Consider the following 15,825-nt stretch of genomic DNA (forward strand, 5'->3'; position numbering starts at 1 on the left):
ATTTGGTTTGTTTACAATTATGTATACATGTAAACAAAAATAGATGGTTTGTACACAAATATGTATATATGTTTACAAATACGTACACATGGCTATATATAAGGTGTATACATGTTTGTTCCTAATGTATACAAAAATGAATACAATTCGACAAATGAAAATAAAGCTACAGCTTATGAAGCATCGACTAATATAGAAATCTCTTCTATCGAGAGTGCTCCACCTAATTTTTTCTATGAAAAAGGGGGTGTTTTTAGATGAGTTCTAGAATCGCAGCAGTAGACGTAGGAAATGATGCAATTAAAACTATTTTTGGAAAGCTAGAGCCTAAAACTATATATACCAAATGTCATTGCAAAAGACATGAAGATCGGCGAGTCATAGGAATCGAAGAACTCGATGTAAAAAAACCTTGGAAGGGTTACATATTAGAGTCCATTCACCAGCCTTGCAAGACAATAATGCCATTTATCGTGTCGGAAATTTAGCGACAAAAAGTGATAACCCAACAGAACTAGATTTGGGGAGCAGTAAATCAGAGGAGGACCAAACATTAGTATTTGCGTATACATTAGCATCTTGTACATTCAATAGAATGGTTCTTCTATCAATCCTTTGATTGCTCCGTTCCTTCAGTGTTGGCCTCATATAGTATAGTCTGGTAGTATAGTCTGGCCTATTCCTCACTGTGATCAGTAATAAATTGGTCGTAAATCAAGCCGTGCCTGGACCGTGATTTTTGCGGTTGTGTGGCCTGTTGTTCCATTAAGGGTCTCATCTGCCTCAATGAATGTGGCTTTCACACCTTGCTTGGCTAATAGATAAGCTGAAGTGATACCCGTAATTCCGCCACCAACAATTAAGACATCAGTTGTTATATCAAAACGAAGGAAGGATAAAGTGCTGCGCCAATATGGCTACGGATATTGAGGAAGTTCTGTATTTTTTTGGTGATTTTAATATCTTCCTACGTTTCATTAGTGGTTTGTCCAATTTATTACCATGACCAAATTCTCCTTTTTTACGCTTTCTTTTATATGAAGAAGATTATTAAAAGTTAGTTTTTTTGTTTGTTTGCAATATCGTATACATGTAAACAAAAATAGCTGGTTTGTACACAAAAAAGTAAACACGTTTACAAATGAGTACACATGGCTATATATAACGTGTGTACATATTTGTTCCTAATGTGTACACAAATGAATACAATTCGACAAATAAAGCTACAACTTATGAAGCATTGACTAATATAGAAACCTTTTCTATGCTTAATAGAGTGCTCCACCTAAATTTTTTTATGAAAAAGGGGATGTTTTTAGATGAGTTCTAGAATCGCAGCAATAGACGTAGGAAATGATGCAATTAAAGCTATTTTTGGAAAGCTAGAGTCTGAACTATATATACCAAATGTCATTGCAAAAGACATTGAAGATCGTCCGGTCATAGGAATCGAAGAACTTGATGAAAAAAACCCATTGGAAGGGTTACATATTAGAGTCCATTCACCAGCATTGCAAGACAATAATGCCATTTATCGTGTCGGAAATTTAGCGACAAAAAGTGATAACCCAACAGAACTAGATTTGGGGAGCAGTAAATCAGAGGAAGACCAAACATTAGTCATGCTTTTTGCGGCTATTGCATTGGATGCTGCCAAGCAAGGGAATAATGATAAGTTCAAAAAAGTAAATAACGTTGTCGAAGCGAATTATACGCTGGGCACAGGTCTACCTCTTCGGGAAGTTAAGGAAGGGAAAGATGTTGGGTACCGTTCGAAGCTACTGGGATCCGTTCACCAAGTAGAATTTTTAATTACCCCTAAATACCAAGGTATTAAGGTTAATATCAAATTTGATGAAGTGAAAGTCTATCCAGAGGGCTTCGCCGCATACATTAATTTAGTCATGGACAATGATTTGAATATCATTAACCGTGAATTAATAGATAGAAGAATTCTCATTCAAGATATTGGCGGACTATCGACAGATATCGCGGTCATTAAAAACCGTAAAGTTGACGATGATAAGGCGCAAGGGTTCAATCTAGGAGTAGCTGAGGCTCTTGAATCTATTCGTGAAGAAATCAGAAAAAAACACGGTGTCGAGCTGGATAGCAGACGAGATGTCGTTGAAATCATCACGAAGAAAAACGATCGTAACCATATTATGGTTCGCGGAAGCCGGACAAGCGTCCATGATATCGTTGACCGGATTTTAGGAGAACTTGCCAAAAAGCAATATCGCCATCTGCGCAACGTATGGCAGAAAAACTCGCAAACGGAAATCTGCTATTTTGTTGGCGGAGGTTCGATTGTCTTGAAAGATTACCTGAAAACGCTCAATCAGAATTTTGATGGCTACAATATCGACTTTTTTGAAGATGAACGGGAAAGCGTTTGGATGATGGCCAACGCCTATTATAAATTGATTTCGGATTTTAATCGCCGGAATTCAAAGGAACAGCAGCAATCCCACCAAAAGAAGAAAGAACAAAGATCAGGTGCTGTTAAATAGGTGAGAGAATGAAAAAAACAGCTTCTTCTGAAATCAAAAGAGGACAAGCCATCACTTTTCGTATCCCTTCAGATGTATCAGATTATACGTTAAGGCAGCTGCAGAAATTGAAGGAAACGGAAAGAAGGAATTTTTCCAGTAAAATTGCCGAGTATGTTCTCGATGGAATCGGACAATCGACCCATCAGGAACGGGAAATGATTGCCCTGCCCATGCCGAACAAGCTTAGCAAATCTCAGCGTGACTGGCTCAAGCATTCCCACTCAGAAGCTATGCTTGGAACGATTATGTACCATCTTTTATCCGATCCTTTACGCGCAACAGCCTTGCTAGCCTCATTAGACAGCAATGTACTTAATGAGGAGATTTATTTGCAGGATGAGCCCGAAGAACAGGATAATGAAGTGGTGCAGGCAGAAATATCTAAGAAAGATTTGGATGACTTTGATTGGAGTTTGGAAAAAACCACACAACAAGTGGAGGAACCAGAACCTGAAGAGGAAAATCTTGATGATCTTCTTGGTGATTTTCTCGATCAAATGAACCAGTGAGTGAACATATAGGAGGATATCTGACTACAAGTTGGATATCCTCCTTTTTCTTTGCGGGGGTTATAAAGAATGACACATAGAAAAGAGTATATCGAGCTGCAGCCTTTTCCCGGCCAACATCGGGGAAAGGCTTTTTCTGTCGATGACGAGTCTCTCTTGTAATCGCCGGACACATTCCTCCTTAGAATAAAACACACATCAAACGGCCGTCACTTTTCAATAGTGAAGCTTTCCTCAAACACAATCCGGTTTATACCTTTTATGATCGATTGAAGTTTTTTTGTGAAAATTGTCGAATGAACTATACGTTTAAGCGACTGTTCCAAGATTAAAACATCTTATGTTGATTTTGAGAAACTCACATTTCAAATCCCTTGTAACATTAGATAGGCACCACTCTTTTCTAGGTCGACTAGGGTGTCGTGTCTGGTTTCTGCCCTGGAAAATGCAAAACAACTGTAGAAAAAATGAATAAAAGACATGGGAGTATTCAGATGAAACGATTATATGAAATGACAGGAATATTTACTGTGTTGATCGTGGCGCTCTTCTCCCTTCAGTCAACTGCCGCCGGGGCAAACGAGATCTGCAGTCCCACAACGGGTACCGCGATTCAGTTATTGGACAATAAAGGGGAGTTAAAACAAACGATGTCACTAGACGCAAACCATTCCGCGACATCGATCCGGACGATCCTTAATAATGCCATTACAAAGGTTTCAGCCTATCCGCAAGATGTATCGAATGGGAAAAGGGGAACGGTCCGTTTGTCAAAAGGCCAGTTTACGGCGAGTGCCTTTATTGTAATGAAAGAAGGGGTCATTTTAGAAGGGACGGTTGAGAACGAACGCCCCGTCACGACAGTGTGTACCCAGCCCTCCAGCAATTCTGTCACCATTAAAATCATGGTGAGCCATACTGGTGTCAAAAACCTGATACTAGAAGGAAAAAGAAGGACGGAAGACCCCAATACTGGGAAACCGAGAAATTATTTTGAAGCAAGGAACAGGGGCATTGAGGTCACTGCAATCGATCAATCCAAATCCACGGCGGATTTGGTGTCTGTCTATTCGGCTGTGAATGATTTGCACAGGCTTCAAAATATCCTGATCGAGGATGTTCAAATTTCCGGGTATGAGGGATATGGCATTTACTTAGAACATGTGAATGGAGTCATGATTAAAGGGTCTGATTCAAGAAAAAGAAACAAAATGGTCATAAAGGATATTGGATATGCAGGCATCGGCGGTTATTCCGCGAGTAACGTGACTGTAAGGCATGCGACAGTGAGAAACCTTGGGCCCGGGGAGACGGTGGGCAATACCAAACAAAGCTATGGCATCGCCTTTAGTCACCGGAAAGACAGTGCCGGAGATGAAATGACTCAATCAAAGTTCCAGCGAAGTGACACAATCGCAGTCGATGGGAATGTGGTGGCGAACAACCCTCGATGGGAAGGGATTGACACCCATTCAGGCCAAAATGTTTCCTTCACGAATAATGTCATCTTAAACACGCGTTTTCCAATCATTGTCGGCGGAATGGATTACAAAGGAGGAGCTATCTCAGCTTACCCACCAGGCAATATTACGATTGAGGGGAATAGAATCAATTCTTTTAATGATTATGCGTATTACGATATAGGTAAAAATGCAACAGTCAGCGAACGGGGCATTACAGTCAACGGAACGCAATACCATGATCTTACTGAAACAAAGATGGGCTTCCTGCAAAAGGTCGTGATTAAAGGCAATTATGTGAATGATGTCCGGGCTAATGTCGAGGAATGGGGAGGCATCAGTATTCATGTGACCAAAAATGCCCTTATTGAAAGCAATATCATTGAAAATGGCCTCAACAATGGGATCGCGATGCTTAGCTCCAACAAGTTTACCAAAATCAAAGGAAACATCATAAACCAAATTCATAAATCGGATGAAAAGTTTATTTCAGCGGGCATTGGCATCAGAGGGTCGCATAATAACGGCAGCCCTACAAATGACTATGCCATCACCTCTTTGAACATGAAAAGCAACGTCATTGAAGGGGATAACAGATTTACCGAAGTTGGGCATGAAATCCATGTACAAGACAAAACGGTTTATAACCGCCTGGATGACTGGATTGCCATCTCGGCATTCCTTGATTGGAACAAACCTAATGTGAAAAACATCATTGAAGATGGTGAAGCCCATCCGAATTATCAAGAGTAAGGGAGTGCTGTACAAGATGCTAGTGGGTTTCAAAGTTAAAACGCCCCATTCTAAAAAAGGGACATGCGCCACCTATATTAAGTGTTACATTTGTTTTCTGGGGTGAAGCAATAGGCAAGCATTACTCTGTAAGTCAAATTTGAATCACAGTGGTAAAAGAGGAAGTGAAAAAGTGAAGATTCTTTATTTGCATCAATATTTCAATACCGATAAAGGCAGTACCCGATCTTATGAAATAGCTAAATTTTTAGTTTCTAAAAATAATAAAGTCACCATCATCACCGGGAATTCCATAGATTCGCGAGAGGGAATAAAGATAATCTCAACCAAAACTAAATATAAACAAGAATATAGTTACCTGAAAAGATTATTATAGTTTATTCATTATATGTATAAAAGTTTTTTCATTGGGGTGAAGGAGAAGGAGGTAGACGTTGTTTATGCTTCCTCGACCCCTTTGACAATTGGATTGATAGGTATGCTTCTTGCTAAGGTGAAGCGCAGTGAATTTGTTTTTGAAGTAAGGGATTTATGGCCAGATATACCTATTGAGCTGGGAATCATCAGACATGAATGGTTAAAGGGAATTTTATTGAAGCTAGAAAGCATGATTTATTCTTCAGCTGATAAAATCATCGTGCTTTCGCCTGGAATGAAAGAAGATTTATTGAGAAAAGGAGTCAAACGGGAAAAAATTGCTACGGTTACTAACTTTGCGGATATAAACTATTTTTCTCGAATTCGTTCCGAAGATAAAGAAGAAGCATTGAATAAATTAGGTTTAAAAGCGAAGTTTATCTGTTTATATGCAGGCACATTAGGATTTATCAATAATATCGATTATATTTTACAGCTTGCCGAAAAGACGGATGACCCCGATATTGTCTATCTAATTGTAGGTGATGGAAAGGAAAAAGAACGCTTAATTCAAGTGAAAGAGAGCAAAAGATTAAACAACGTCATTTTCTTGGATCAGGTATCTAAAAAAGAAGCGTACTTATTAATGGCCATATCTCATATAGGTCTGTGTTTTGTACGTGATAATGAAATATTGGATAGGAATAGTCAAAATAAACTTTTTGATTTTTGGGCAGCCGGAAAACCAACATTAATAAACTATAAAGGCTGGCAGCATGAGGTCATGACAAAATATGATGCAGGTCACGGTTTTGAATATAGTGAAGAATCACAGATGATAGAGTATGTAAAAGCAATGAAAAATGACAAACGAATGTATCTGAAAATACAAGAAAATATAAAGCGTTTAACCCTGAATTATGAGAAAACCAAATTGATTTCAAAACTGGAGCAAACACTGTCGGAATTGGTTGTTAATGATCATTGAATATTCATGAACAATGGGTCATACAGAATTTGATATATTTGTCTGCATCTCACTTAAGGTCTATTGAAAGATCTAATTTTGGAAAAAGGATGGAGTTCCATGGAGACTATCGTAAATACAAAGCCAGTGATAACAGGTTGGGTAAAACGGGAATACCTTAAGAACATCGAGCGGATTTTGGATTCTGGCAGGTTAATTTTAGGTGAGTATACTCGGAAATTTGAAGAAAGCGTCAGACAATACAGTGATTCTAAGTATGCTGTCGCACTTTCCAGTGCAACGGCCGCCATTGAAATTATTTTAAAATATCTAGATGTTGAAGGAAAAGAAGTGATCATGCCAAGCAATACGTTCATTTCTCCAGTATATGCGGTGAAAAATGCGAAAGGAAGGGTCGTTCTTTGTGACATTAATTTAGAGGATTTCAATTTGGATTTAAATAGCCTGAAGAACGCCGTGACTCCTAAAACGAAAGTTGTCCTAATTACGTATATTGCCGGAAGGATTCCTGATAACATCTTTGAGATTAAAGAGTTTTGTGATGAGAATGATCTTTATCTAATCGAAGATGCTTCACATGCTTTTGGTGCCACTATAAATGGATATAAAGCAGGCACAATTGGATTTGCTGGGGTTTTTTCAATGTACCCCACTAAAATTGTTACAAGTGCAACAGGCGGTGTCATTACATCGGATGATATAGATTTAATCAAATACTGTGAGTTGTTAAGGCACCATGGGAATGAAAATGGTGCAGTCAATCAAGTATTATCCGGTGACATGCTTCTTAGTGAATTTAATGCATTGCTTGGTTATCTGCAAGTTCAGGAAGCTTATGGGATGATCCAGGTCAGGCAGGAAATCTTCAGTTTCTATCAAAAAAACTTGAATGAGATTTTTCATGAACACGGTCTTTACTTCCAAGCTTCATCTGACCACAATATATCTTCATTTTATAAAATAATCGTCATGTCTAAAAGCAAAGAGCAATGCGAAACATTTAAAAAGCATTTAAACGAGTGTCATATAAGCACCGGGCATTGTTATGGGGTCCCATTACATTTACAGCCCACATTGCTAGAGGAATATCCCCTTGCGTCTCTCCCGAATGCCGATAGATTTCGTGAATCTCATTTCACGTTGCCATGTCACTTGGATTTGTCAGATGAGGATCTGAAATACATTGTAGCGAAATGTAAACAGGCAGTGGAACATGGCGATTAAAAATAGGATTGGAGTGGTGGGGTCAGGTCCAATAAGCTGTGCCATGATTGATGCCATTAATGAAAGTTCAAATGGAGATGTGATGGGAATTTGGGGGAGAAGATTTCATTATGCCAAGGAGCTTGCAAAAGAAAAAGGAGTTTCTAAAGTTTATGGATCCCTGAATGAAGTGTTTGAAGATGATGAGCTGGATACTGTTTATATAGCCACTCCAAATGCTTCCCATTATGATCAAGCGATGGCAGCCATTGAGCATGGAAAGAACGTTATTGTGGAGAAAACGGCATTCATGACAGCCGATCAGGCCAACCGAGTTTTCGATGCTGCAGAAAAACAAAATGTTTTTGTGTTTGAGGCAGTTAGATCCATTTATGAACCCAACTTTCAAATTTTAAAGAAAGCTATTAAAAAGTTAGGGAAGATCCATGGGGCAACCCTAAAGTACCAAAACTATTCCAAGCAGTATTCGGCCTTATTAAAAGGGGAGAAAGCTCCACTTTTCGATGATAATCATGGTGGCGGGACATTAAGAACGATTGGAATTTATCCTATTTATGTGGCCATCCAATTATTTGGTGTTCCCGTTAAAAGTTATTATTTTAAACAATTGATCGTAAAAAACATTGATTTAGGCGGTACGTGCATCTTTGAATATGAAGATTTTAAAATAACGATGTTGATTTCAAAAATTAACTTAACGAATGATTCAATATCGGAAATTTACGGAGAGAACGGAACCTTGCGTTTTCACTCGTTATACGATATCCGCACAATAAGTTACCGCAGTATCATTAATGACATTGAAGAAACGATAAGTGAACCTATCAGTGATAACAGTTTGCTTTATGTAATCACTGAATTTTCAGAATGGATTTTAAAGAAAAATGTAACGGCCTATATGGAACAAAAGAATATTACGCTTAAAGCGATATCTATCATTGAACAAGCTTTAAATGGAGGAACATGATGAAAAAAATATTGCTAGTAACAGCACACCCGGATGATGCGGAAATTAGTATGGGCGGTACCGTTCGTAAGCTGTTGAACCAAGGACATTACATTATCAACATCATATTTTCCATCCCTTCGAATATCGAGGTCAGGAAACAAGAGGCAATGGAGTCATCAAAGAATTTCGGATATGAGGTACAGTTTTCTAAGTACTGTGAGGGTAATAACGTTGAGGATATCCCTCTCCATAAATTAATAAAAGAGCTCGACGATATCATCGAAAAGATGGAACCAGACGAAATCTACACACATTGGATGAATGATAGTCATCAAGATCACCAAAAGTTATCAAAGGTGGTAAGAAGCTGTTTCAGGAAAAAACAATTTACACTATATGAATTCGAACAAATCAACCAAAATAATAACATCGCTGCCAATCAATTTCACCCGAATATTTATAGTGATATTACAGAGTTCATGGAAGATAAAAAACGTATGATTACCGTGTTCCAATCACAGCTAACCGGGTATATGGGGCATTATTTAGTGAATGCGGAGCATATCGGCAGTTGGAGGGGTTCCCAAGTGAATTGTAAATACGCGGAGACATTCCTATTAATTTTTTCAAAAGAGGTTTTGTAGGTGGAAAAAAAGAAGATAGTCACAATTCACCAGCCGAATTTCCTGCCCTGGATTGGTTTGATTCATAAGGTTTTCCAATCGGACGTTTTTATATATTTGGCCGATGTGAAATACTCTTCAAGTAATTTTCAAAATAAAACATATATTCTAGGTGCTGATGGAAAAGAGTCAAGGCTAACTGTACCGCTTCAAAAAAAGCCTGAAATGTTACATGAAAAATTAATCAGTTATCATTCCCCGAATCAAAAATGGAAAAGGAATCATTTGAAGCAAATATCCGAAGTTTATAAAAAAACTCGGCACTTTCAAGATTTCTTCCCGTTGTTGGAAGAAGCATATCAAAAAGAACACGCTTTGTTAGTCGATTTAAATATTCATTTATTTGAATTGATTTTAAAATATTTAAATTATGAAGGAGAAACACACCTTTCCAATGATTTTAACACTTCCTTTGGAAAAACAGAGAGATTAGTCAGCTTAGTTAAGCAAACCAGAGGTACATGCTATTTAAGCGGGAAAAGCGGAAAGGATTATTTGGAAGAAGAATTGTTTCATAATGAAGGTATTGAAGTCGTTTATCAAAAGTTCATACATCCCGTGTATTATGTGAAAAATGAAAAAGAATGTGTAAAAAATTTATCGATTCTAGATTGGATCATGCACTATCCGGCGGATCAAATAAAAGAAACGTTAACGGAAGATAATGTAGGCAAATCAGAACAATGTAAATGAGTATATAAAATAGAGATGTGGCGTGTTTGAAAATATGAAAATAAAAAATGAATTTATGAATAAAATCCTTTTATTATTAACAGGGAATTCACTTGCACAGCTTATTCTATTCGCAAGTTCCCCCATACTGACAAGAATATATACACCAGAAGATTTTGGTGTGTTTTCAACCTATACGTCACTTTTGGCCATTCTCATGTCATTTGCATCTCTTTGTTTAGAAAAGGCGATTCCTTTAGAAAAAAACCATAGTAATACGGTTCACTTGATGTACATTAGCATGTTTACGATTGCCGTCGTTTGTATCCTGAATATAGGTTTAGGCTTCCTTAATCTATCATTATTTCGATTATACGGTATAGAAGCTTCGATAATGAATGACTTTTTGCTTTCAATTGGCCTGTTTTTTGCTGGAATCTATCAAGTGATGAGTTACTGGATGTTAAAAGAAGATAAGTTTAAAGGGTTAACTCACTCTAAACTGCTTCAATCGATTAGCAATGTAATAAGTCAGTTCTCACTTATTTCCATTAATCATCAAGGAATAGGTTTAATAGCGGGAGATATGATTGGACGGGGAATAACCCTTGTGTACATTTGGCGATATTTCTTAAAGCGAATGCATTGGCCAAAAGTGAACTATAGGAGAATCGGTTATTTGCTTAAAAAATATGAGAAATTCGCCAAATACTCCACATGGTCAACCCTCTTAAGTTCCTTATCTATGCAAATCATATTTTTGTTATTGATGCGTCTATACGGACCTGACGTGACAGGGCATTTTTCCATGGCTACAAAAACGATCGGTTTACCCATTAGTTTGTTGGGAGCGAGTATTTCGACAGTATTCTATGCCGAAGTGGCAAAAAGCATTTCAAATGAACCGGGAAGAGTTTTACATTTGTATAAGAGCATTATTACTAAAACGGCCATGTTAGGTGTGCCGATAATGGTAATTTTGGCATGGATGGCACCCGGTCTCTTCAGCTTTGTTTTTGGAGGAGAGTGGCGTGTTTCCGGTGAATATGTGACATTGATGTCTTTTATGTTTTTAAGTCAAGTGATTGTCATGCCAGTTTCCCAAATATTGTTTTTAATCAAAAAACAACGGACTCAGCTCTTATGGGATGTTTCAAGGCTGTTACTGTCTTCTATTGGAGTACTGGTCATATTCATTTCAGGGGGTTCAGCTGAAACAGCCATTTTATACTTTAGCATTTGTATGGGGGCCAGCTACTACTTTTTTGCTCTCCTTGGCTATAGGGCGATACATTCCATAGATCGAGAGGATAATCTAAAAAAATGAAGCTGATTCAACTGGGTCTGGTAGGATTATACGTCTGGTTACTGGATATATCCTACGTTTACTTTATTTCCCCTGAATATGCTTATATGGGGTATATATATCGGCAACATCCAAGTGCAGTCATGATAGTAATTTCCATGTTTTTTATTATATTGCCAGCCATATTCATAAAAAAGGAACTGGATAAGCCGTCGGAACTCGTTTTCTGGATTTTGTATTTTATTGTCTATATACCGGTAGTATGGGTTCCGAACTATTTATTTACGCTGCAGCCTGATTTTATATATACGAATGTTCTTTTGTTTTTTTGTTTACTTATCATTGGAAATGTAAATAGATTGCCAGCCATGAAGATTACACCTCCTAATGTTAATCTCGGTCTATTAAAAATCATTTTTGTTATAACATTATTGATTTTTTTTCTTTACATCTTCAAAGTTTCGGGCGGAATTAGTCTAAAGCCTCCTATAAATTCCGAGGATATCTATGATAAGCGAATGGCCTTTCGAACGAAACTAACCCCTCTTGCAGGCTATATTATACAGTGGCTTGCAAAAGTATGTAATCCATTAATCGTGACCATTGGCTTATGCAAAAAAAAATATACCTATGTGGTTATCGGACTAGGGCTGCAATACCTTTTGTACACCGTCAATGGCTTGAAGTCCACTCTTTTATCGACTGGATTATTAATCATTGTATTCATTGCTTTTCGGAAGAAGGGAAGGGATTTTTCCATCCTTTTTTGTATAAGTCTTTGTTCGCTGTTAGGCATCAGCGTTTTTCTTGATTTTATCCTTGATCAGGCATATTTTTCTAATTTATTTGCCAGAAGGATGATCATCACACCGGGCTTGCTGACAAGCTATTATGTAGACTTCTTTTCAACTCATCCAAAAGCCTTGCTATCGTATAATATTTTAGAAAAATTCATAGATCCTGTTTATGACAAGAGTCCGCCATACATTATCGGTACAGAGTACTTTGGCAGACCAGAAATGGCAGCCAATGCCAATATGTTCGCCGATGCTTTTGCTAATTTCGGTTATATTGGATTCTTGGTTTATACAGTGATCTTGGCAGCGATATTATGGTTTTATGATAGCTTGACGCAAAATGAAAAGTGGCAAGGTGTCGGCATAATCCTGTTTGTTGTACCTGCATGGTGCTTAGCGGATACTGCGCTTACCACAACGTTTGTGACAGGCGGGATGTTTTTTACTTTCGTTATCATGTATTTATTGTTAGGGTCAGATTTACAAAAGGGAGATAACAGATGAAGTTATTTTATAATATTAGTTCGGTGCACCCATGGAATGATACGAGGATTTATTTCCGGCAAGCCTTTTCTTTTGGAGAAACGGGAATGTACAAGGTGAAGCATATAGCGATTGAAAATAACTTGATCCCTGAAAACATCCCTGCCAATATCGAAGTTGAACTGTTGCCTAAGAAATCCAGGAAAGGGCGTATGTTGAATTGGACTGCCCTGTACCGGAAGATTAAGAAGGATAAACCTGATGTGATTCAGTTTCATGATCCGGAGCTGCTGATTTTAATGAGCTTCATAAGGAGAATTCCCCGTTATCATCCAGTCATTGTTTATGACATGCATGAAAATGTACCAAAGGTCCTTATGAGAAAAAAAATACCCGGAATTGCATTGAGTATATATCGTCATTTGGAGAAACGATTGCTAAGTGCATGCAGCGGGGTCGTGTTTGCAGAAATAACGTATAAAGAGGATTATCAGTTCTTAACTTGTCCAACAACAGATGTTTACAATTACCCGAAAATTCCCGAAATGAAGGAAAACAAAGGAAAAGAAGATGTTTTCACCTTTATCTACCTAGGAAGCATCTCTGATATACGTGGCGGGGAAACCATGCTGATTCTTGCAAAAAGATTAGTAGAATTAAAGAAAGTGTTTCATATGAAGATCATTGGAACGGGCAGTGAAGGCTACATCGAAAAATTGAAAACCTTCATCCTGGACAACAGCTTGGAAGATTATATCAGTCTAGAGGGTGTAATGGCCTTTGATAAAGCATTCGAATCCATCCAGAAAGCACATGCAGGCATGGCATTTTTAGTTCCTGATCCTAATTTCATGGGTGGTAAAACAACAAAGTGTTTTGAATATATGGCCGCTGGCATTCCATTTATGGTTTCTGATTTTCTTATTCAAGATGTAATGGATAAATGGAGCTGTGGAGTATCGGCCGATGTAGCAAACATGGATGATATGGTTCAAAAAGCGGTTTATTTACTGGAATCCCCTGAGGAAGCAGCAAACATGGGGGAACGAGGAAAAGCTGCATATAGACAAGAATATAATTGGGAGAATGAAAAGGAAAAACTACTATCTCTGTTTGATGAATTAAATTCATGCTCCTAGGAGGTTTGCTATGGGATTATTTAAATGGATAAATAAATTGGCATTTATTAGTAACTGGGGGAGATTGGGCGGAATCCACGGAATAATCGTCATGTTTGTTTACCGGATAGGCAATATAATTTACTATAAAGTGAACGTTCCAATCTTAAAACAAGTATTATGGATTTTGTACCGCATGATTGATTTGTTAATTATAAGACTCTTCATGAACTGTGAATTTCCTGCGCAATCTCAAATAGGAAAAAAATTGCACCTCCCACATGGAGCTAAAGGCATTATAATCAATCCGTTTACTAAAATAGGGGATCATGTTACAATATTGCATCAAGTAACGTTCGGGCAAAGTAAAGAAATCAGAAAAGCTCCTGAGGTTTGTGATTATGCATATATTGGAGTGGGCGCTAAAATATTGGGCGGCATCCGAATTGGCACGAATTCGAAAGTGGGGGCAAATGCAGTTGTTTTGACATCCGTTCCCGATAATTGCACGGCGGTTGGGGTGCCAAGTGTGATTAAAGGTAAGCAGAAAGAAAACGTTATAAAATAATTGCACGTAAACAAATAAAGGAGTGTTCAATTAGCCTAATTGAACACTCCTTTTTATTATCCCATGGTGCCCTTCATGAGATGATCAAGCCAGGAAAATCAGTTGATAAAGAAATAGGGCAGCAAACATGTACACGAACGGATGCACTTCACGGAATTTGCCTCTTGCCATTTTTAAAATGGGGTAGGCGATGAATCCGAGTGCTATCCCGTTGGCGATGCTTGATGTCAAAGGCATGGCGACAATGACCAAAAAGGCTGGGAATGATTCATCAAAGTGTGTCCAGTCAATTTCATTAATGCTCTTAATCATCATGCTTCCCACGATGATCAAGCTAGGTGCCGTGATTGCCGCTACATTTGAGACAGCTCCTATCAATGGACTGAAGAAGGCTGTTATCAAGAAAAGGATGGCCACTACCAAAGCGGTTAAACCTGTCTTGCCGCCCGCTCCTACACCAGCTGATGATTCAACCGAGGCAGCGGTCGGGCTTGTACCGAACATGGCACCGACAGTAGTGCCGACGGAATCTGCAAAGAAGGCACTGCCGGATTTTTCAAGCTTGTTCTCCTTCAGCAATCCAGCTTGGCGGACAATTCCTAATAAAGCACCGGTCGTATCGAATAGCATTACAAGCAAAATGGAGAAGACGACGCCATATAGCCCGTAGTTAATGACATCGGCGATAGATGTGATGGGATTGGCGACTATAATGCCTTCCGGTAATGAAGGGGTGGAAACCAGGCCGTTAATTTCCAATTGGCCTGTAAAGAAAGCGATTATGGCAGTCACGATCATTCCGATGAATATCGCTCCCTGCACATTGCGAACGATCAGTACGATCGTTATGACCAAACCAACCAATGTAAGCGCCACGCTGGGATCCCTGAAGCTTCCAAGGGTAACCAGGTTGGATTCATGCTGTGTGACGACACCTGACAAACGCAGTCCGATGAAGGTGATGAAAAGCCCGATTCCGGCACTGATAGCATGTTTCAAGTTATTTGGTATGGCCTCGATCAATTTTGAACGGAAAGAGGTTAGGGATAAAAGGATAAAGATGATGCCCGTAACAAAGACTGCAGAGAAAGCAACTGTATATGAGATATCATGGGTTCCCAATACCGAGTATGCAAAATAAGCATTCAATCCCATTGCCGGTGCTATGACAATTGGGTAATTGGCTAAAAGGGCCATGCATAGGGTACCGACTATTATTGCGATTATGGTTGCTGTGAATGCCTGGTCGAATGGAACACCGGCATCAGAAAGGATCATGGGGTTTACAACGATGATATAAGCCAGTGTTAAAAAGGTTGTAAGCCCCGCAAGTACTTCCGTCTTAATATTTGAATTCCGTTCTTTTAATTTAAACATGCGGTCACTCCTTTTTTCTATACAAA

General features: G+C 38.5%; 14 protein-coding genes and 1 pseudogene. 13 read left to right on the forward strand and 2 right to left on the reverse strand.

Annotation, left to right across the window (positions count from 1 at the left end; genetic code table 11):
• Positions 1-257 precede the first annotated feature (257 nt).
• Positions 258-571, forward strand: a pseudogene (locus ACSR9O_RS11175) (ParM/StbA family protein); the annotation flags it as partial.
• A gap of 121 nt (positions 572-692) precedes the next feature.
• Here the strand turns inward: ACSR9O_RS11175 and ACSR9O_RS11180 are convergent.
• Entirely contained in the window at positions 693-878 is a 186-nt protein-coding gene (locus ACSR9O_RS11180) for an FAD-dependent oxidoreductase (RefSeq protein WP_363320564.1), read from the reverse strand.
• 441 nt (positions 879-1,319) lie between these two features.
• Here ACSR9O_RS11180 and ACSR9O_RS11185 point away from each other — a divergent pair, with 441 nt between their 5' ends.
• The 12 genes from ACSR9O_RS11185 to ACSR9O_RS11240 all read left to right on the forward strand — a co-directional run bounded on the left by ACSR9O_RS11185 (position 1,320) and on the right by ACSR9O_RS11240 (position 14,422).
• The gene (locus ACSR9O_RS11185; protein WP_048680510.1) at positions 1,320-2,513 is read left to right on the forward strand and encodes a ParM/StbA family protein; all 1,194 of its coding nucleotides are present in this window, start codon (positions 1,320-1,322) and stop codon (positions 2,511-2,513) included.
• Between the two features lie 8 nt (positions 2,514-2,521).
• Positions 2,522-3,064: a hypothetical protein gene (locus ACSR9O_RS11190; RefSeq protein WP_491724401.1), complete on the forward strand. Its 543-nt coding sequence runs from the start codon at positions 2,522-2,524 to the stop codon at positions 3,062-3,064.
• A 494-nt stretch (positions 3,065-3,558) separates the two neighbouring features.
• A complete protein-coding gene (locus ACSR9O_RS11195) occupies positions 3,559-5,277 on the forward strand; it encodes a right-handed parallel beta-helix repeat-containing protein (protein WP_491724402.1) in 1,719 nt (572 codons plus the stop codon).
• Between the two features lie 388 nt (positions 5,278-5,665).
• Entirely contained in the window at positions 5,666-6,622 is a 957-nt protein-coding gene (locus ACSR9O_RS11200; protein WP_491724403.1) for a glycosyltransferase family 4 protein, read from the forward strand.
• A 99-nt stretch (positions 6,623-6,721) separates the two neighbouring features.
• The gene (locus ACSR9O_RS11205; RefSeq protein WP_491724404.1) at positions 6,722-7,846 is read left to right on the forward strand and encodes a DegT/DnrJ/EryC1/StrS family aminotransferase; all 1,125 of its coding nucleotides are present in this window, start codon (positions 6,722-6,724) and stop codon (positions 7,844-7,846) included.
• Positions 7,836-8,813: a Gfo/Idh/MocA family protein gene (locus tag ACSR9O_RS11210; protein WP_491724405.1), complete on the forward strand. Its 978-nt coding sequence runs from the start codon at positions 7,836-7,838 to the stop codon at positions 8,811-8,813. Before ACSR9O_RS11205 ends, ACSR9O_RS11210 begins: the two co-directional genes overlap by 11 nt.
• Complete coding sequence (locus ACSR9O_RS11215) at positions 8,813-9,439, forward strand: PIG-L deacetylase family protein (protein WP_157831073.1); 627 nt, start codon at positions 8,813-8,815, stop codon at positions 9,437-9,439. The genes ACSR9O_RS11210 and ACSR9O_RS11215 overlap by 1 nt, the downstream gene beginning before the upstream one ends.
• Positions 9,440-10,171 carry a WbqC family protein gene (locus ACSR9O_RS11220; protein WP_491724406.1) on the forward strand — a complete coding sequence of 244 codons (732 nt, stop codon included), beginning with the start codon at positions 9,440-9,442 and terminating at the stop codon, positions 10,169-10,171. It abuts the gene before it with no gap.
• 34 nt (positions 10,172-10,205) lie between these two features.
• Positions 10,206-11,477 (forward strand): oligosaccharide flippase family protein, encoded by a 1,272-nt coding sequence (locus ACSR9O_RS11225; protein ID WP_491724407.1) that lies wholly within the window; start codon positions 10,206-10,208, stop codon positions 11,475-11,477.
• Positions 11,474-12,757, forward strand: a complete 1,284-nt coding sequence (locus ACSR9O_RS11230) for a hypothetical protein (protein ID WP_491724408.1) — start codon at positions 11,474-11,476, stop codon at positions 12,755-12,757. Before ACSR9O_RS11225 ends, ACSR9O_RS11230 begins: the two co-directional genes overlap by 4 nt.
• Positions 12,754-13,875, forward strand: coding sequence for a glycosyltransferase family protein (locus ACSR9O_RS11235; protein ID WP_491724409.1), 1,122 nt, complete (start codon positions 12,754-12,756; stop codon positions 13,873-13,875). The genes ACSR9O_RS11230 and ACSR9O_RS11235 overlap by 4 nt, the downstream gene beginning before the upstream one ends.
• 10 nt (positions 13,876-13,885) lie before the next feature.
• Positions 13,886-14,422, forward strand: a complete 537-nt coding sequence (locus tag ACSR9O_RS11240; RefSeq protein ID WP_402943184.1) for a serine O-acetyltransferase — start codon at positions 13,886-13,888, stop codon at positions 14,420-14,422.
• Between the two features lie 84 nt (positions 14,423-14,506).
• Here ACSR9O_RS11240 and ACSR9O_RS11245 read toward each other — a convergent pair whose 3' ends face one another.
• Complete coding sequence (locus tag ACSR9O_RS11245) at positions 14,507-15,799, reverse strand: NCS2 family permease (protein WP_101223911.1); 1,293 nt, start codon at positions 15,797-15,799, stop codon at positions 14,507-14,509.
• Positions 15,800-15,825 lie beyond the last annotated feature (26 nt).

Source organism: Peribacillus sp. B65, from assembly GCF_058513295.1.

Coding starts and splice junctions, on each gene's coding strand:
- ACSR9O_RS11185 (WP_048680510.1), top strand. CDS start 1,320: ATGAGTTCTAGAATCGCAGCAATAGACGTAGGAAATGATGCAATTAAA.
- ACSR9O_RS11190 (WP_491724401.1), top strand. CDS start 2,522: ATGAAAAAAACAGCTTCTTCTGAAATCAAAAGAGGACAAGCCATCACT.
- ACSR9O_RS11195 (WP_491724402.1), top strand. CDS start 3,559: ATGAAACGATTATATGAAATGACAGGAATATTTACTGTGTTGATCGTG.
- ACSR9O_RS11200 (WP_491724403.1), top strand. CDS start 5,666: ATGTATAAAAGTTTTTTCATTGGGGTGAAGGAGAAGGAGGTAGACGTT.
- ACSR9O_RS11205 (WP_491724404.1), top strand. CDS start 6,722: ATGGAGACTATCGTAAATACAAAGCCAGTGATAACAGGTTGGGTAAAA.
- ACSR9O_RS11210 (WP_491724405.1), top strand. CDS start 7,836: ATGGCGATTAAAAATAGGATTGGAGTGGTGGGGTCAGGTCCAATAAGC.
- ACSR9O_RS11215 (WP_157831073.1), top strand. CDS start 8,813: ATGAAAAAAATATTGCTAGTAACAGCACACCCGGATGATGCGGAAATT.
- ACSR9O_RS11225 (WP_491724407.1), top strand. CDS start 10,206: ATGAAAATAAAAAATGAATTTATGAATAAAATCCTTTTATTATTAACA.
- ACSR9O_RS11230 (WP_491724408.1), top strand. CDS start 11,474: ATGAAGCTGATTCAACTGGGTCTGGTAGGATTATACGTCTGGTTACTG.
- ACSR9O_RS11235 (WP_491724409.1), top strand. CDS start 12,754: ATGAAGTTATTTTATAATATTAGTTCGGTGCACCCATGGAATGATACG.
- ACSR9O_RS11240 (WP_402943184.1), top strand. CDS start 13,886: ATGGGATTATTTAAATGGATAAATAAATTGGCATTTATTAGTAACTGG.
- ACSR9O_RS11245 (WP_101223911.1), bottom strand. CDS start 15,799: ATGTTTAAATTAAAAGAACGGAATTCAAATATTAAGACGGAAGTACTT.